Source organism: Pseudomonas sp. P4_B3, from assembly GCF_056402295.1.
This window is the reverse complement of the sequence record NZ_JBFUHR010000010.1, coordinates 218,631-234,933: the sequence shown is the minus strand read 5'-3', so window position 1 is coordinate 234,933 and position 16,303 is coordinate 218,631. Positions and strand designations below refer to the sequence as shown.

14 protein-coding genes are annotated in these 16,303 nt (G+C 60.2%); 8 read left to right on the top strand and 6 right to left on the bottom strand.

Annotation, left to right across the window (positions count from 1 at the left end; translation table 11 throughout):
• Position 1: 1 nt before the first annotated feature.
• The gene (locus AC1DWG_RS14070; protein ID WP_085717793.1) at positions 2 to 991 is read left to right on the top strand and encodes a sulfate/molybdate ABC transporter ATP-binding protein; all 990 of its coding nucleotides are present in this window, start codon (positions 2 to 4) and stop codon (positions 989 to 991) included.
• A gap of 115 nt (positions 992 to 1,106) precedes the next feature.
• Here AC1DWG_RS14070 and AC1DWG_RS14065 read toward each other — a convergent pair whose 3' ends face one another.
• A complete protein-coding gene (locus AC1DWG_RS14065; protein ID WP_477763734.1) occupies positions 1,107 to 1,631 on the bottom strand; it encodes an Mpo1 family 2-hydroxy fatty acid dioxygenase in 525 nt (174 codons plus the stop codon).
• Positions 1,632 to 1,714: 83 nt separating this feature from the next.
• On the opposite strand from AC1DWG_RS14065, the gene AC1DWG_RS14060 reads away from it, so the two are divergent.
• The 3 genes from AC1DWG_RS14060 to AC1DWG_RS14050 all read left to right on the top strand — a co-directional run bounded on the left by AC1DWG_RS14060 (position 1,715) and on the right by AC1DWG_RS14050 (position 3,990).
• Positions 1,715 to 2,401 (top strand): Crp/Fnr family transcriptional regulator, encoded by a 687-nt coding sequence (locus tag AC1DWG_RS14060; protein WP_477754291.1) that lies wholly within the window; start codon positions 1,715 to 1,717, stop codon positions 2,399 to 2,401.
• Positions 2,402 to 2,516: 115 nt separating this feature from the next.
• Entirely contained in the window at positions 2,517 to 2,765 is a 249-nt protein-coding gene (locus AC1DWG_RS14055) for a helix-turn-helix domain-containing protein (RefSeq protein ID WP_477754292.1), read from the top strand.
• Positions 2,758 to 3,990 (top strand): type II toxin-antitoxin system HipA family toxin, encoded by a 1,233-nt coding sequence (locus tag AC1DWG_RS14050; RefSeq protein ID WP_477763735.1) that lies wholly within the window; start codon positions 2,758 to 2,760, stop codon positions 3,988 to 3,990. Before AC1DWG_RS14055 ends, AC1DWG_RS14050 begins: the two co-directional genes overlap by 8 nt.
• 1 nt (position 3,991) lies before the next feature.
• Here the strand turns inward: AC1DWG_RS14050 and AC1DWG_RS14045 are convergent, their stop codons facing one another.
• The gene (locus AC1DWG_RS14045; protein ID WP_477754294.1) at positions 3,992 to 4,996 is read right to left on the bottom strand and encodes an AraC family transcriptional regulator; all 1,005 of its coding nucleotides are present in this window, start codon (positions 4,994 to 4,996) and stop codon (positions 3,992 to 3,994) included.
• A gap of 100 nt (positions 4,997 to 5,096) precedes the next feature.
• Here AC1DWG_RS14045 and AC1DWG_RS14040 point away from each other — a divergent pair, with 100 nt between their 5' ends.
• On the top strand, positions 5,097 to 6,170 hold the full coding sequence (locus tag AC1DWG_RS14040) for a fatty acid desaturase (RefSeq protein WP_477787919.1): 1,074 nt from the start codon (positions 5,097 to 5,099) through the stop codon (positions 6,168 to 6,170).
• Positions 6,171 to 6,260: 90 nt separating this feature from the next.
• On the opposite strand, the gene AC1DWG_RS14035 is transcribed toward AC1DWG_RS14040, so the two are convergent.
• From AC1DWG_RS14035 to AC1DWG_RS14025, 3 genes are read right to left on the bottom strand one after another with little or no spacing between them, the layout of a single operon-like run.
• Positions 6,261 to 7,871 (bottom strand): arylsulfatase, encoded by a 1,611-nt coding sequence (locus tag AC1DWG_RS14035; RefSeq protein WP_477787918.1) that lies wholly within the window; start codon positions 7,869 to 7,871, stop codon positions 6,261 to 6,263.
• A gap of 15 nt (positions 7,872 to 7,886) precedes the next feature.
• A complete protein-coding gene (locus AC1DWG_RS14030) occupies positions 7,887 to 8,702 on the bottom strand; it encodes an ABC transporter ATP-binding protein (protein ID WP_477787917.1) in 816 nt (271 codons plus the stop codon).
• Positions 8,699 to 10,297, bottom strand: a complete 1,599-nt coding sequence (locus tag AC1DWG_RS14025; protein WP_477787916.1) for an ABC transporter permease — start codon at positions 10,295 to 10,297, stop codon at positions 8,699 to 8,701. The genes AC1DWG_RS14030 and AC1DWG_RS14025 overlap by 4 nt, the downstream gene beginning before the upstream one ends.
• Positions 10,298 to 10,690: 393 nt before the next feature.
• Here AC1DWG_RS14025 and AC1DWG_RS14020 point away from each other — a divergent pair, with 393 nt between their 5' ends.
• Complete coding sequence (locus AC1DWG_RS14020) at positions 10,691 to 11,704, top strand: ABC transporter substrate-binding protein (RefSeq protein WP_477787915.1); 1,014 nt, start codon at positions 10,691 to 10,693, stop codon at positions 11,702 to 11,704.
• Between the two features lie 78 nt (positions 11,705 to 11,782).
• On the opposite strand, the gene AC1DWG_RS14015 is transcribed toward AC1DWG_RS14020, so the two are convergent.
• Positions 11,783 to 12,703, bottom strand: coding sequence for a LysR family transcriptional regulator (locus tag AC1DWG_RS14015; RefSeq protein ID WP_477763740.1), 921 nt, complete (start codon positions 12,701 to 12,703; stop codon positions 11,783 to 11,785).
• 183 nt (positions 12,704 to 12,886) lie between these two features.
• Between AC1DWG_RS14015 and AC1DWG_RS14010 the strand changes: the two genes are divergently transcribed.
• Positions 12,887 to 13,807: a TauD/TfdA dioxygenase family protein gene (locus AC1DWG_RS14010; protein WP_477763741.1), complete on the top strand. Its 921-nt coding sequence runs from the start codon at positions 12,887 to 12,889 to the stop codon at positions 13,805 to 13,807.
• A 134-nt stretch (positions 13,808 to 13,941) separates the two neighbouring features.
• Positions 13,942 to 16,302 (top strand): TonB-dependent receptor, encoded by a 2,361-nt coding sequence (locus AC1DWG_RS14005; protein WP_477787914.1) that lies wholly within the window; start codon positions 13,942 to 13,944, stop codon positions 16,300 to 16,302.
• Position 16,303: the final 1 nt, after the last annotated feature.

The window sequence follows — 16,303 nt, the reverse complement described above, 5'->3', positions numbered from 1 at the left end:
CATGTCGATCGAAGTGCGTAACGTCAGCAAGAACTTCCATGCCTTCAAGGCGCTGGACAACATCAGCCTGGACATCCAGAGCGGCGAACTCGTCGCACTGCTCGGCCCGTCCGGTTGCGGCAAGACCACGCTGCTGCGGATCATCGCCGGCCTGGAAACCCCGGACCAGGGCAACATCGTGTTCCACGGTGAAGACGTTTCCGGCCACGACGTACGGGATCGCAACGTCGGTTTCGTGTTCCAGCACTACGCCCTGTTCCGTCACATGACGGTGTTCGACAACGTCGCGTTCGGCTTGCGCATGAAGCCGAAAAACCAGCGCCCGAGCGAAAGCCAGATCGCCACCAAAGTTCACGAACTGTTGAACATGGTGCAGCTGGACTGGCTGTCGGATCGCTACCCGGAACAACTCTCCGGCGGTCAGCGCCAGCGCATTGCGTTGGCCCGAGCGCTGGCGGTGGAGCCGAAAGTGCTGCTGCTCGACGAACCCTTCGGCGCCCTCGATGCCAAGGTCCGTAAAGAACTGCGCCGCTGGTTGGCGCGTCTGCACGAAGATATCAACCTGACCTCGGTGTTCGTGACCCATGACCAGGAAGAAGCGATGGAAGTCGCCGACCGCATCGTGGTGATGAACAAGGGAGTGATCGAGCAGATCGGCTCACCGGGCGACGTCTACGAAAACCCGGCCAGCGATTTCGTTTATCACTTCCTCGGTGATTCGAACCGTCTGCATCTGGGCGAGGATAAACACGTGCTGTTCCGTCCGCACGAGGTGTCGCTGTCGCGCCATGAACTGGAAGACCATCACGCGGCTGAAGTGCGGGACATTCGGCCACTGGGGGCGACGACCCGGGTGACCCTGAAGGTCGAAGGGCAGAGCGATCTGATCGAAGCCGAAGTGGTGAAGGATCACGACAGCCTGATCGGTCTGGCGAAGGGCGAGACGCTGTTCTTCAAGCCGAAGGTCTGGCAGAAGGTTGCCAACATCTAAGGTCAAAAGATCGCAGCCTGCGGCAGCTCCTACAGAGATTTCGGTTGGCTACAATGTTGTGACCGACGTCAAGCCGTTGTAGGAGCTGCCGCAGGCTGCGATCTTTTAAAGCGGTTTAAGCCGCTGCATTTTTGCGATTGACCCGCACACCACCCGCCCGCGCCTCGATCTGCTCTTTGAGCTCATGCCGCATCCCCAGCATGAACGCCAGCTCCGCCACCACAAACAACGGCCCGACAATCAGCCCCATCACATCATCGACAAAGGCCGGTTTGCGTCCTTCGTAGTGATGCCCGACAAACTGAATCGCCCAGCCCACCACAAACATGCCGATGCCGCTGGCGAGCCAGACGAATGTGCTTTGCTGCGCCAGCGCATGACCGGCCCAGACACTCAGCCCGAGCAACACGGTCATCAACACGCCCAGGCGCAACTCCAGGCGCAGGTAAAACCACGCCGATGCCAGCGAGACAAGCACCGCCGGTGACAGCCACACGCCGCCCAGCGACCACTGCGGCCGCGACAGCAACACCGCAACGGCCACCACGATCAGCGGGATACCGATAAAGTGCGATGCGATGTTGCGCGGGTCACGATGGTAGGCAGCGTATTGACTGAGGTGGTCGACGAGGCTTTTCATTGTTGTTCTCCTGTGGGGTGATTGATCATGCCCCGGGTTCATTTCCCGCTCTGTCAGCCAGGCGATAATCTCTAGGAGTTTTCATGGATATGCAGGTCTGGCGTCCACGCCTGATGAGCGGTCAGTGGTTCAGCCATTTGCCTGATTCCCTACAGGATAGTCTGCTGTCGGCGGCCAGGTTGCGGCGCCTGTCGCCGGGCCAGCGGCTGTTCAAGCGCGGTGATCCGCCCTGTGGCCTGTACGCGGTACTTGAAGGCGCGGTGCGCGTCGGTGCCGTGAGCGAGCAGGGCAAGGAAGCCTTGTTGAGCCTGGTGGAGCCGCCGCACTGGTTCGGCGAAATCTGCCTGTTCGATGGCCAGCCACGCACCCACGATGCCTACGGCGTCGGCCAGTGCACACTGCTGAATATTCCCCAAAATACGTTGCTGGCACTGCTCGACGAGCATCCGCAGCACTGGCGGCAACTGGCGTTGCTGATGAGCCAGAAATTGCGCATGACCTTCATCAACCTCGAACAGTTGAGCCTGTTGCCGGCCCCGGCACGGCTGGCGCACCGCTTGTTGATGATCGCCGAAGGTTATGGCGAGACCGCCCCCCCGCGTCGCGTCCTGCAACTGCCCCAGGAGCAGTTGGCATCGATGCTGTCGCTGTCGCGCCAGACCACCAACCAGATCCTCAAGGATTTGCAGGGGCAGGGAATCATCGGGCTGAGTTACGGCGAAATCGAAATTATCGATGCCGCGCGGTTGCGGGTGTTGGCGATGGTTTGATGCCTGATTAGGGCGTCAGCAAATGTAGCTGGACTTCGATCAAAATCTGCACTAAATACAATGCATAGTTGTTAATTTGACAATATATGCACTGTATGTAATGCATGGTGATGATATGGAAAACCTTGGCGAACTGATCCGAACCTTGCGCAAGGAGAGAAAACTCTCTCAGCAAGACGTGGCACAGAAGTACGGAATGAGCCGTGCAACAATCTCCGGCATCGAAAACAACACCATTTCCGAAATTGGTCTGCGCAAGGTCGAGGCGATACTCAACGGCTTCGGTTATGAGCTGACCGCCGTGCCGCGACAATCGAAGCGGCCGACGCTGGATACCCTGAAAAAGGTGGATTTCCATGGATGAGCCGCAGGAAAAGGATCGACTGGCTATCAGCGTTTCCAACAGTGCGGTCGGAATCCTCGGTCGTGGCCAGCCTCCCATCGACACCGTGTTTGCCTACGCCGAAAACGCGCCCGAACAAAACGCCGTCTCGTTGACCATGCCGGTGCGTCTGGAGAGTTACGCGTGGGAACCAGGTGTCCCACCGGTTTTTGAAATGAATCTGCCTGAGGGAGCCCTGCGCGATGAATTGACACGACGCTTCAGCAAGGCCGTTCGAGGGTTTGACGATTTTTCGATGCTGGCCATCGTCGGCCCGCACCAGCTCGGAAGAGTCGGCATTTCAAAGGCGCAGGATCCGGGCGACCAGCCACCTGAAACCAGCCTGGCGGACCTTCTTGTACATGATGGTGCGCAAGGTTTGTTCGAGGACCTCTTGCAGACCTATGGCCAGTATTCAGGCGTTTCCGGTGTACAGCCGAAGGTACTGGTGCGTGACAGCGCGTCAACCATCGATCGGCTGTCCCATCGGGGGGCGACGCATCTGGTCAAAGCCTTTCGTCCAGAGCAATACCCGGAACTCGCTGCCAATGAATACTTCTGCATGCGGGCGGCGTTACATTCGGGGCTTGAGGTACCGAAGTTTCAGCTCAGTGAACACGGTAAATTTCTGATCGTTGAACGCTTCGACCTGAATGAAAAAGGTTACTTGGGGTTCGAGGACTTCTGCGTGCTCAATGCGTGGCCTTCAAAAGCCAAATACGATGGTTCATACGAAGGTGCGGCCAAGCAGATCAAGGCCTTTGTTTCTCCTCCTTTGCTCAATCAGGCACTTGAGTCGTTTTTCAAAATCGTCGCGCTTTCATCGGGTCTGAAAAATGGCGACGCGCACCTCAAGAATTTTGGCGTTCTCTACGAAGATTGTGGTGTCGATGCGCCAATCAGCCTGGCACCTGCCTACGACATCATCACCACTTCGATCTACATCAAGACCGATAGCATGGCGTTGTTATTGGGCGGATCGAAGGCGTGGCCCAAGTACAAAATGCTGATGCGATTTGGTCGCTCCGCCTGCAATTTGACCGAGGGGCGCTGCAACGAATTGCTGCAACAAGTCATCCATGGGATGGAAATGGCGATGGGCGAGATGGGCCAACACATAAAGGCAAACAGTGCCTTTGCCGAGATTGGAGAGGCAATGCTGGAGCAGTGGAACGAGGGTATGGTACGCAGTCTGGTCAAAGGCTAGATCAGCGCAACCCATCCCGAAACTGCCCCGGTGTCATCCCGGTCCAGCGCTTGAACGCACGACTGAAGCTGCTGGTGTCGGCAAACCCGAGCAGATAACTGATTTCGCTCAACGAGCATTGCGGATCGCGCAGGTGCAGCAACGCCAGGTTCTCACGGCTTTCGTTGAGCAGCGTATCGAACCGGCAGCCTTCATCGGCCAGGTGCCGTTGCAGGCTGCGCAGGCTCAGGTGCAGGGCCTTGGCGATGTGTTCGGCGCTGGGTTCGCCTTCGGGCAGTTGTTCTTCAATTGCATCGCGGACCTTGCGTTCCCACGTCAGCGGCTGGAGTTGTGCCAGGGTGCGCTTGAGCACCGTTTCATTGTGTTCGGCCAGTTCCGGGTTGGCGTCATCCAGGTGGCTGTCGAAGTCGACGAGGGCGAATTCCAGTCGATCCTCGTCGGCGCCGAAGTGCACGGGCGAGCGAAAGACTTTATGCCATTGATGCGCGTCTGCCGGCTCCGGACGGCGCAGGTAGGTCGCCAGCGGTGCATAGTCGCGGCCCAGGCGATTGCGGCAGGTGCGCACGTAAATCGCCATGAACGCATCGATGGCCTCGAAGGCCGGAGCCGGGTTGCCGGCAGGGATTTTCAGGCGGAAACAGTAGTGATCTTCGGTGCGGGTCAGTTCCAGTTCCAGGGCATCGCTGACCACCTGGTGATAGCGCACGATGCGCTCGAACACTTCCCGCAGGCTGCCGCTGGCGACCAGCGCATAACCCAGCGCATGGAAGGTGGTCGGGCTGACGAAACGCGAAACCCGCAAACCAATCGCCGGGTCACCGCTGGCCTGCACCGCCAGACTCCACAGGTGCGTGGTGCCCGACAGCGGGTAGCGCGCGTTCGGGTCGTCCATCAGTTGCGGGTCGAGCCCCGCTTGCTGGCACAGGGCGGTGCTGTCGATGCCCAGGGCATCGAGTTGCTTGCGCAGGGCGCGGGTCCAGCTGGCGAGGGAGGTCGGTTCAGTCATGCTGATTGGCGCTTCCGGTCAACAGGTTGGCGTTCTTGGCTACCGCATTGCGAATGTCCGCAAGGCAGGATGCAACCATCAATAACCAGAGGATGGAAGCATGAGCGGTACTTCTGCAAGCCCCCAGCGACTGAATGCATCACAGCGATCAGCGCATATCCGTGAAGTGGTACTGGCCAAAGGCGTCGAGTTGCGCGAGCGCTATCCGATTCTCAGGCATCAGGACGCCATGGGCGCGGGCATTCTGGCCTTCGCCCTGGCCGGTATGGTCGGTTCGGCCGCGCTCTACATAACCGGGTACATCGCCTGGTGGGCGTGCCTGTTGCTCAATGCGTTTTTCGCCTCGTTGACCCATGAGCTGGAACACGACCTGATCCATAGCATGTACTTCCGCAAGCAGAAAGTGCCGCACAACCTGATGATGGGCCTGGTGTGGTTGGCGCGGCCGAGCACCATCAATCCGTGGATTCGCCGACACCTGCACCTCAATCACCACAAGGTCTCCGGCTCCGAAGCCGACATGGAAGAACGCGCCATCACCAATGGCGAGCCATGGGGATTCGCACGGTTTCTGATGATTGGCGACAACATCATGTCGTCGTTAATCCGCATGCTGCGGGCCAAGACCTTGGCCATGAAGTTCAGCATCATTTACCGCACGCTGAAGGTCTACGCACCGCTGGCGCTGATGCATTGGGGTGCGTGGTACGTGTTTCTCGGCTTCCACGCAGCGAACGGCGTTGCGCATCTGATGGGCGCACCGATCGAGTGGTCCGCGACCACGTTGTCGGTGATGCAGGTGATCGACATCGCGGCAGTCGTGATCATCGGCCCGAACGTGTTGCGCACGTTCTGCCTGCACTTCATCAGCTCGAACATGCATTACTACGGAGACGTGGAGCCGGGCAACGTGATGCAGCAAACGCAAGTACTGAACGCGTGGTGGTTGTGGCCGTTGCAGGCGTTCTGCTTCAACTTCGGCAGCAGCCACGGGATCCATCACTTTGTGGTGAAGGAGCCGTTTTACATCCGCCAGTTGACCGTGCCGGTGGGGCACAAGGTGATGCGCGAGATGGGTGTGCGGTTCAATGATTTCGGAACGTTTGCGCGGGCTAACCGGTTTGAGCGCCGGGAAGAAGTTCAGGGGCAGGCTGTGGAGGGTGCGCGCGCCTGATGGCCTCTTCGCTGGCAAGCCAGCTCCTACAAAGGCCGCGCATAACCTGTAGGAGCTGGCTTGCCAGCGATGGCGGTGGTTCAGGCTGAATCAATCCGGTTGAAACGGCGACTCACTCAGGATCACCCCAGTCTCATCCACATACCGCTGCCAATGTTCGATCAAGGCACCAAGCTTGTGCGGGTGGCTCGACGCCAGGTCATGAATCTCCCCCGGATCACTACCCAGGTCATACAGCTGCCAGGTCGCCGGCCCCACCGGTCCCGGAATGTACACCGCCTTCCATTGCCCCTGTCGAATCGCTCGCCGACCGAACAGTTCCCACCCGGTGACAGTCTGCTCGTCATGCACTTGCGCCGTCTCGCCCGACAGAAACCCCAGCCACGACTTGCCGCGAACTTCCGCAACGGGTTTGCCATGCCACTGCTTGCCCGGATGGCGCACACCGGCGAGGTCGAGAATGGTCGGCGTGATGTCCATCACCGTGCCGAAACCGTGGCTGATCTGTCCCTTGAGCGGCAGTTGCGGGTAATGCACCAGCGCCGGCACGCGAATCCCGCCTTCGGTGGTGAAGGCCTTGAACAGCCGCGATGGCGCGGTCGCCACTTGCGCCCAGTTCGGCCCGTACCAGACGTAGGAGTTGGCGCGGCCGATGTTGTCCAGGCTGTTGTCGTAATGCTGGTTGAGATAGGTCAGCAACTGCGGGCCGAATTTCGGGAAGGCCTCCAGCAATGCCCCTTCGGCGCCGTTATCGGACATGAACAGGATGAACGTATTGTCCAGTTGCCCTTGCTGGCGCAGATAGTCAACGACACGCCCGATGTTCCAGTCCATGCGCTCGACCATCGCCGCATAAACCTCCATGGCCCGCGCGGAGATCTGTCGTTGCTCGTCGCTCAGGGCATCCCATTGTGCAGTCAGCTGGATCAACGGATGCGGCTCGACATCGGCCTCGATCAGCCCCAGTTTTTTGAGTTTTTCCAGGCGCTCGAGGCGCAGTACTTCAGGGCCGGCGTCATAGCGCCCATGGTATTTCTCCACCACCTCGGCCGGCGCCTGCAATGGCCAGTGTGGTGCGGAAAACGGCAGATAGGCGAAGAACGGCCGGGTCTGGTCGCGCTCCTTGAGGTATTGCAGCAGCTTGTCGCCAAAGGCGTCGGAGGAGTAGAAATCCTTGGGCAGTTCATCAATGAAGGTGTCGTCTTCGATGTACAGCGCCGGCGTGGATTTCAGCAGCCGTGGCGTCGTTTCATCGTAGGTCGGCTCGAACCCGTAGTGGTTGGCCGCGCCGGGCAACAGCGAAAACGAACGCTCGAAACCCCGGGCATGGGGCGCCAGCTCTGCGGTCAGGCCCAAGTGCCATTTGCCGCTCATCAAGGTCTGGTAGCCGGCCTCGCGCAGCAGTTCGGGCAGGGCGACCACGCGGTCGTTCAAGTGCCCTTCGTAACCGGGTTTACCGATCAGATCCGGGGTCAACGCTTCGGCCATGGTGCCGATGCCGGCGATGTGGTGATCGGTGCCGGTGAGCAGCATCGAACGGGTCGGCGAGCAGGTTGGTGCGGTGTGAAAATCGGTCAGGCGCAGGCCATTGTTGGCCAATGCATCGAGGTTCGGCGTGTTGATTTCGCCACCGAAGGCGCCGAGGTCGGAAAAGCCCAGGTCATCGGCCAGGATCACTAGAAAGTTGGGACGTTGCGGCATCAAGCATTTCCTTTTTCAGTAGGCTATGAAGGACAGCGGCAGATCGCGGACCTGCACCGGCACGGGGGGCTGGTAGTGATCGTCGCTGGTGAGTTCGTGCAGCAGTTCTTCGCGCAGCTGGTGGAAGTCGAAACTGCTGCGCTGGCGCGGATGGGGCAGGGCAACGTCGACCACTTGCTTGATCCGCCCCGGACGCGGCTCCATCACCACCACGCGGTCGGCGAGGAAGATCGCTTCCTCGACGTCGTGGGTGACCAGCACCGTGGTGATTTTTGCCCGCGCGCGGATCGCCAGCAGTTCGTCCTGCATCTGTTGGCGGGTCAGCGCATCGAGGGCGCCGAAGGGCTCATCCAGCAGCAGAATCCGTGGGCTGGCCACCAGGCCGCGAGCAATGGCCACGCGCTGCGCCATGCCGCCGGAGAGCTGGTGCGGATAGGCGCGAGCGAAGTCGCTCAAGCCCACCAATTCGATGAAATCGCTGATGCGCTTTTGCTTTTGCACAGAGCTCAATGGCTCGTTGACCAGGCCCAGGCCGATGTTGTCGGCCACGCTCAGCCACGGGAACAAGCGGTGTTCCTGAAAGACGATGCCGCGCTCGCCGCCGATGCCGGTGACGGCTTTGCCGTCCACACGGATCTGCCCGCGAAATTGTGTGTCGAGGCCCACCAGCAGCCGTAGCAAAGTGGATTTGCCGCAACCGCTGGAACCGACGATGGCGACGAACTCGCCCTCGGCAATCTCCAGGTTGAATTCTCGAATGGCCTCCAGTTCGAATCCGTCGACATCGAAGGTTTTGCCCACGTGATTGAAGCTGACAATTGATGCGTTCATGCGTGTCTCCAGCGAGTGACGCGGATTTCCAGGCGTTGGCCAATGAGGTTGAGCAGGGCACCGGTCAGGCCCACCAGCAGCATGCCGGCCATGATCAGGTCCATGCGCAGCAGTTGTTGGGCGCCGATCATCTGGCTGCCGATGCCGCCGTTGGACGGCATGAAATATTCGGCGCCGATGGTGCCGAGCCAGGCGTAGATCAGGCTCAGCCTGAGCCCGGCGAAAATTCCCGGCGCCGCGCCCGGTAGCACCAGTCGACCGAGGCGCTGGCGCAGATCCAGGCGCAACACCTGCGCGGCTTCGTTCAGTTGCGGCGACAGGTGCGCGACGCTGCGTTGGGTGGCGATAAACAGCGGGAAAAAGGCGGCGAGGGCAACGAACACCCACTTGGCCAGTTCCCCCAGACCGAACCACGCGGTGAGCAGCGGCACCCAGGCGAATATGGCGATCTGGCGGAGGGCGGCGAGGGTTGGGCCGAGCACGCGTTCACTGGTGTGCGACAGCCCGAGCAGTAATCCCAAGGCAAACCCGAGCCCGCCACCGAGCAGTAACCCGCCAAGGGTTCGGCCCAGGCTCAGGGCCATGCTGCCAATCAAAGTGCCGTCGAACAAACCATCCCGGGTTGTCTGCAGGACGGCCAGCGGGCTGACCAGAATGCTCGCGTCAATCCACTGCTGATCCGAGGTCAGTTGCCACAACGCCAGAAGCACCAATGGCAGCAGCCACGGTTGCAGACGTTGCCAGCCTTGATAATGCGGCCCGCGACGGATTTCGGCGGTGGCCGGGTGCGGCCAGTGCACCAGTTTCCTGTCCAGCAGACCGATGCCGCGATCCATCGCCACGCCGATCAGGCCGATCACCACGATGCACACGAAGACGATGTCGAGCATGAACAGCTGTCGCGCCCAGACCATCAGGTAACCGATGCCTTCGCTGGACGCGAGCAGTTCGACAGCCAGCAGCGAGGTCCAACCGGCAGCCAGCGCGAGGCGTACACCGGCCATGAATGCCGGCAGTGCGGCAGGCAGCACCAAGCGTCGGATCAACAGATGCCTGGGCAAGCGCAACACGGCGGCGGCCTCGCGCAGCTTTGGTTGTGCATCGCGCACACCGACCAGTGTATGCAAGGTCACTGGCACCACGATGGCCTTGATCAGCACCACCAGTTTCAGCACTTCGCCAATGCCGAAAAACACCATGAACAATGGAATCCAGGCCAAGGTCGGAACTTGCGCCAACCCGGCGAAGGTCGGAAACACCAGGCGCTCCAGTCGACGACTGAAACCCAGTGCCGCACCCAAAACAGCACCAGCGCTGATACCGGCCAGCAGCCCCCAGAACAAGCGTTGCAGGCTGATCCACAAATGACTCCACAACTCGCCTTGGGACAATTCCAGCGCGCTGTTCCAGACCAGGCTCGGTGCCGGCAGGATCTGCTCGCTCATCCAGTGCTGGCGGCTGGCGAGCCACCACAATGCAAACAGGCTGAGGGGCAAAAGCCAGGGCAAGAGCCGCTGGCTCAGCGTCGGCCAGAGTCGTCGACCTTCAAGCTGAGGTGCGGCCAGTGGCAGATCGAGAAGTGAAACACGGGTCATGAGGTGACCTCCGTTGTCGGAATGGACGCGTCATCAAAAACACACGGTCTCTTGTAGGAGCTGGCTTGCCAGCGAAGGCGGTGTATCTGATAGACCGGGTTGTCTGAATTCGCTGGCAAGCCAGCTCCTACAGTTATTCGTTATTGATCTATAAATGTATAAAAATAAACTATTAAGAAATAATAAGGGTCATTTAAGGCATCACCGCCGACCCGCATCCAATGCATTCGAAGAATATTTTCGATGCCGTTCCTGCATACCCGGGCAAGAGGCCCGGAAGTGTTGATATAGATCTAAATGGTCTAAAAATGTGAATTTATAGTATTTAAGTGTTGGTTCCACTTCGGCCTACTTTCGGCTCCTCAACGCCCGTTGCCCCAAGGAGCCGCACCCATGAACCTTCCCTTCAAACGTGTCATCAGCCTGTTCGCCGCACCGGCCCTGGCGGGTCTGCTGGCCTTCACGGCCAACGCTAGCGAACTCAAGGAAATCCGCATTGCCGTGCCGGACCTGAGTGCCGGTACCCAGCACAGTGGCGGCGGTGTCGTGGATGTGCTGCGCGATCAGCAGATCTTCGAAAAGGCTTTCGCCGATCAAGGCATCAAGATTCAGTGGAGCTTCTTCAAGGGCGCAGGCCCGGTGATCAACGAGGCATTCGCCAACGGTCAGGTTGACCTGGCCTACCTCGGCGATCTGGCGGCCATCATCGGCAAGTCCAATGGTCTGGATACGCGACTGCTCAGTGCCTCTGCGCGCGGGGTGAAGCATTACCTCGGCGTGGTACCGGGTTCGGGGATCAAGACCCTGCAGGACCTCAAGGGCAAACGCGTGGCCATCTTCCGTGGCACCGCCAGCCAGTTGTCCTTCGATTCGGCGCTGGCCAGCCAGGGGTTGAGCGAGAAGGACGTGAAAGTCATCAACCTCGACTTCAACGCGGCGGTCGCGGCGCTGGCGGCGAAGCAGATCGATGCCTCGTGGGGCGGTTCCGGGCTCACGGCGTTACAGGCCAAGGGGCTGGCCGAGTTGCCGCTCAATACCAAGGATCTGGGCGGTGCCGGCAGCGTGCAGGCGGTGCTGATAGGGACCGGGAAGTTTGTCGATGCACATCCGGAGGCGGTGGCGAAACTGCTCAAGGCCCAACAGCAGGCCGTTGAGTGGCTGACCCAGGACAGCAACAAGGACGCCTACATTCAGTTGGTGTCGGGGCTGGCGAGTTATCCACCGGTGATTCTTTCTCAGGATTTGAAGGATCAGAAACTGAGTGAGGTTTTCCCGTCGACGCTTGACCCGGTGTTCCTTGGCAAGTTGCAGGATGCCGTGGATCTGGCTTCGCAGCAGAAGCTGATTCGCAAGTCGTTCAAGGTCAGTGACTGGGTGGCGCCGGAGTTGGCTGCGGCCAGGCTTTAAATCTCAAAAGATCGCAGCCTTCGGCAGCTCCTACATCGATCAGTGTAGGAGCTGCCGAAGGCTGCGATCTCTTGATCTTCAAACAGCAACGGCCATCTGCTGCCTGTCCACCGCCACCAACGTCTCGATCATCGCCCGCGCCGCCGGTGACAACCGAAACCCCGTGCGGCTGACGATCCCGCATCGCGCATTCATGCTCTCGATGTTATGCGGCAAGTTGCGCCAATGCAGTAGCACCAGCGAACCTTGGGCAATGTCCTCGATAAACGCCTCCTCGGTGCCCACACCAATCGCATTCGATTGCAGCACCACTTTCACCAGCGCCGGGAAATGTTCGGTCTCGATGCTCGGCGAAAAATCCACCCGGCCACTGAGGTTCGCCAGCAGTTTGCGAATGCCTGGCGGGATCATCGTGGTCGCCAGCGGGTAATCGAACATGTCGTTGGTCGACAGGCTCTCCTTGGCCAGCAGTGGATGCCCGGGGCGGCAGAAAAACACGCCGCGCTTGGGCGTCAAAGCCTGGGTCTGGAAGTTCGGATCGGACTCGAAATGGCGGATGTCGGCGATGAAGAATTCGATCTCTTCACGGCTCAGGGCGCGGCTGAGTTTTTCCCAGTTATCCACCTCGAAACAGGTGCGCACTTTCGGGTGCGCGTTGATGAATTGCGCCACTGCATCCGGCACCAGTTTCACCGCCGGTGCCGGGCCGCAGCCGAAACGCAGCTCACCGGCATCGAGCTTGGTCATCTGCGTCACTTCGGCATTCAAGAGGGCCGCGCCTTGCACCAGGCTGCGGGCATGTTGCAGCACCACCAGGCCTTCGGGGGTGGGGCGCAAATCCTTGTTGCCGCGGTCCACCAGGACGCAGCCGAACTCGTGCTCCAGCCCCTGAATGCTGCGGCTGAAGGCGGGCTGGGTGATGCCCATGGCCTCGGCCGCGCGCACGAAACTGCGGTGTTCGTCGAGGGCGATGAAGTAACGCAACTGGCGAAGATCCATATGCTTTTCCGGCATCCTAAAAATAGCTCGAAGGCATTTGCGACGAGGGTTGACTGAGGTTTTAAATGCAACCTCTTATTCCGTCAACGAAGCATGTATATATCTATTAGATCTAAATTGAATATAGATAGAGCAGTGTTTCGCGGCCGGTTCAACCGCAAGCAGTCTGATGAGGGTCTACCCATGAGCAATGCCGCTTTCGCAGTACAACCCGCTGTTCACGCGCTTGAAATCCACCCGGTGGCTGGTCGCATCGGTGCCGAAATTCGTGGCGTACAGCTTTCGGGCGAGCTGGATGCCGCCACTGTTGAAGCCATTCAACAGGCGCTGCTGCAATACAAAGTGATCTTCTTCCGCGAGCAGACCCAACTCGACGATCAGCGCCAGGAGGCGTTCGCCCACCTGCTCGGCGAGCCGGTGGCACACCCGACCGTACCGGTGCGCGAGGGCACGCGTTTTCTGTTGGAACTGGACGGTGCCGAGGGCCAGCGAGCCAGCTCCTGGCACACTGACGTGACCTTCGTCGAGGCCTACCCCAAAGCTTCGATCCTGCGCTCGGTGGTGGCCCCGGCTTTCGGCGGCGACACCCTGTGGGCCAACACTGCCACCGCCTACGACGGGTTGTCGGTGGAGCTGCGTGAGCTGGCCGACAAACTGGTCGCCGTGCACAGCAACGAATACGACTACGCCGGTACCAGGCCAGACGTCTCGGCCGAGAAACTGGAGCGCTATCGCAAGATCTTCACTTCGACCGTCTACGAAACCGAACACCCGGTGGTCCGCGTGCACCCGATCAGCGGTGAGAAGAGCCTGTTGCTGGGGCATTTCGTCAAACGCATCAAGGGCTATTCCCAGGCCGATTCGGCGCATCTGTTCGGACTGCTGCAAAGCCATGTGATCCGCCAGGAAAACATCGTGCGCTGGCGCTGGAAGGCTGGCGATGTGGCGATCTGGGACAACCGCTCCACTCAGCATTACGCGGTGGATGACTACGGGACTCAAGACCGGATCGTGCGGCGGGTGACGCTCAAGGGAGAAGTGCCGGTGGGTGTGAATGGGCAGGTCAGTCAGACCGTGAAAGGGCCGGATATCGGCGGCGTCTGAGCCGACGCCTTCGCGGGCAAGCCCGCTCCCACACTGACCGTGTGAACACTGGAGATCCCCTGTGGGAGCGAGCCTGCTCGCGATGGCGGCCTGGCAAGCAATAAAGCATTTCTTTTGATCGGGAACCCCGCCTTATGAGTCCGTTGTACCTCGCCCCAACGTCGTCACCCCAACGGCTCAAACGCCTGCCTCTGGCCCTGCTGCTGGCAGGAAGCGCCGGTTGGACCCAAGGCTATGCGGCCGACAGCACCACCCCTGAAACCACCCCCGCAAAAACCGCCACGGCCGACAATGCACAACTGGAAACCGTGACCGTAACCACCCGCCGCCGCGAAGAAAGCGCGCAGGATGTGCCGACGCCCATGAGCGTGGTCAGCGGCCAGACCCTGGAAATCCAGCGGGTCTATCGCATCCAGGATTTGCAGCAACTGGTGCCCAGCGTCAACGTCGCCTACATGCATGCGCGTCAGTCCAGCGTGTCGATTCGAGGCCTGGGCAACAACCCGGCCAGCGATGGCCTGGAGGGCAGTGTCGGGCTGTACATCGACAATGTTTATCTCGGTCGGCCGGGCATGGCCGTGTTCGACCTGATGGACATCGAGCAGCTCGAAGTGCTGCGCGGTCCGCAAGGCACTTTGTTCGGCAAGAACACCACGGCGGGCGTGATCAACATCAGCACCCGTGCGCCGACTTTTACCCCGGAGCGCAGCATCGAATCTTCGGTCGGCGAGGACGGATACTTCCAGACCAAGGGCACGATTTCCGGCCCGCTCAATGACGAACTGGCCGGACGCTTTTCTGCGTACCGCACCCGCAGCGACGGTGATATCAAGAACGAATTCGACGGCCACGATTTGAACGGCGGCTCCCGCGATGGCTTCCGTGGCCAGTTGCTGTTCAAACCCAACGAGTCATTCAACCTGCGCTGGATCGGCGACTACAACGAAGAAGATTCCAGCGCCGGCACCCGCGTGTTGTTCAGCACCGGGCCGACCATCAATGGCACCAACCTTTACCAGCGTCGGGCCAATGCGGCGGGTGCGACACTGGTTGACGGCACGCACCGCAAGGTCAATCTGAACAGCGACCAGCACGTCACCGTGCACCAGGGCGGCACGTCGGTCGAGGCCAACTGGACGCTGCCGAGCGACTTCACCCTGACCTCCATCAGCGCCTATCGCTGGTGGAATTTCACCCCACGCAATGATGATGGCCTGAACGTATCCGTCTTCCACAACGCCGGCGTTTCGGTGGAGGATAAGCAGTATTCCCAAGAGTTTCGCCTGGCCTCGCCTACCGGTGGATTCTTCGATTACGTGCTCGGCGCCTATTACTTCGGTTCCGACCTGGACAACAAATCCTTCACCTTTTACGGCCCGCAAGCGGACATCTGGAACGGCACGCCGAACGGGGCGCTGAACAACATCGACAGTGTCGGCAACGGTCATATCGAAACCAACAGCTTCGCGCTGTTCGCCCAAGGCACCTGGCACCTGACCGAGCGCCTGGATTTCACCGCCGGGTTGCGCGGCACCTATGAAGAGAAAAACGCCAGGGTGACCCGTGATGCGCCGGCCGGTGGTGCCGCGGTCACCGGTGCGGCGGCCGCGGCACGACGCGCTCGTGCGGGGGGCTTCGATTCCGGTGATCTTAACCAGTACAGTTCCAGTCCCTCGGGCCTGTTGAACCTCAGCTACCGCCTCACCGACGACCTGCTCACCTACGCCACGTTGTCCCACGGCGAAAAATCCGGCGGGGTCAATCTGGCTGTCGGCACCGCGCCGGTGGCCGGCGCCGATTCGCTGCTGATTGGCACCGAGCGCGCCAACAACGCCGAACTCGGTTTCAAGAGCACCCTGTGGGACCGTCGCCTGCAACTGAATGCCAACGTGTTCTGGACCCAGGTCAACGGCTATCAGACCAACGCCTTCGACGAAGTCAACCGCGTGCAGTTCCTGACCAACGCCGGCTCGGTGCGCTCCCGTGGCGTGGAATTCGAAAGCACCCTGCTTGCGTTGCGCGGCCTGACGCTGAACATCAATGGCTCGTACAACGACGTGAGCTACCTCTCGTACAAAGATGCACCCTGCCCACCGGAAGTCAGCCTAGCGCCGGGCGCTCCGGCATCCTGCGACCTCAGCGGGCATCAAGTGGTGGGCGCTTCGAAATGGATCGGCAACGCTAACGGCGAATACAAGTGGAACCTGAGCAACGGCTTCGAAGAGTACGTCACTGCCAGCTATGCGTTCCGCTCCAAAGCGGTGGGCACGGTGGAAGATTCCGACTTCGGGCAGATCCCGAGTTATGCAGTGGTCAACCTGTCCACCGGCCTTCGCGGCGACTTCAACCAGGGGCAGTGGGACGTTTCGTTATGGCTGAAAAACGCTTTCGACAAAACCTACTACACGACGCTGTGGACGGCTGCGAATGGCGGTTATGAAGGCCTGCTCGGCACGCCACGAACGCTGGGCGTGACCGGTCGATACGACTTCTAAG

Bases quoted from the DNA above. Each gene is read 5' to 3' on its own strand.
- AC1DWG_RS14070 (WP_085717793.1), top strand. From the start codon at position 2: ATGTCGATCGAAGTGCGTAACGTCAGCAAGAACTTCCATGCCTTCAAG.
- AC1DWG_RS14065 (WP_477763734.1), bottom strand. From the start codon at position 1,631: ATGAAAAGCCTCGTCGACCACCTCAGTCAATACGCTGCCTACCATCGT.
- AC1DWG_RS14060 (WP_477754291.1), top strand. From the start codon at position 1,715: ATGGATATGCAGGTCTGGCGTCCACGCCTGATGAGCGGTCAGTGGTTC.
- AC1DWG_RS14055 (WP_477754292.1), top strand. From the start codon at position 2,517: ATGGAAAACCTTGGCGAACTGATCCGAACCTTGCGCAAGGAGAGAAAA.
- AC1DWG_RS14050 (WP_477763735.1), top strand. From the start codon at position 2,758: ATGGATGAGCCGCAGGAAAAGGATCGACTGGCTATCAGCGTTTCCAAC.
- AC1DWG_RS14045 (WP_477754294.1), bottom strand. From the start codon at position 4,996: ATGACTGAACCGACCTCCCTCGCCAGCTGGACCCGCGCCCTGCGCAAG.
- AC1DWG_RS14040 (WP_477787919.1), top strand. From the start codon at position 5,097: ATGAGCGGTACTTCTGCAAGCCCCCAGCGACTGAATGCATCACAGCGA.
- AC1DWG_RS14035 (WP_477787918.1), bottom strand. From the start codon at position 7,871: ATGCCGCAACGTCCCAACTTTCTAGTGATCCTGGCCGATGACCTGGGC.
- AC1DWG_RS14030 (WP_477787917.1), bottom strand. From the start codon at position 8,702: ATGAACGCATCAATTGTCAGCTTCAATCACGTGGGCAAAACCTTCGAT.
- AC1DWG_RS14025 (WP_477787916.1), bottom strand. From the start codon at position 10,297: ATGACCCGTGTTTCACTTCTCGATCTGCCACTGGCCGCACCTCAGCTT.
- AC1DWG_RS14020 (WP_477787915.1), top strand. From the start codon at position 10,691: ATGAACCTTCCCTTCAAACGTGTCATCAGCCTGTTCGCCGCACCGGCC.
- AC1DWG_RS14015 (WP_477763740.1), bottom strand. From the start codon at position 12,703: ATGGATCTTCGCCAGTTGCGTTACTTCATCGCCCTCGACGAACACCGC.
- AC1DWG_RS14010 (WP_477763741.1), top strand. From the start codon at position 12,887: ATGAGCAATGCCGCTTTCGCAGTACAACCCGCTGTTCACGCGCTTGAA.
- AC1DWG_RS14005 (WP_477787914.1), top strand. From the start codon at position 13,942: ATGAGTCCGTTGTACCTCGCCCCAACGTCGTCACCCCAACGGCTCAAA.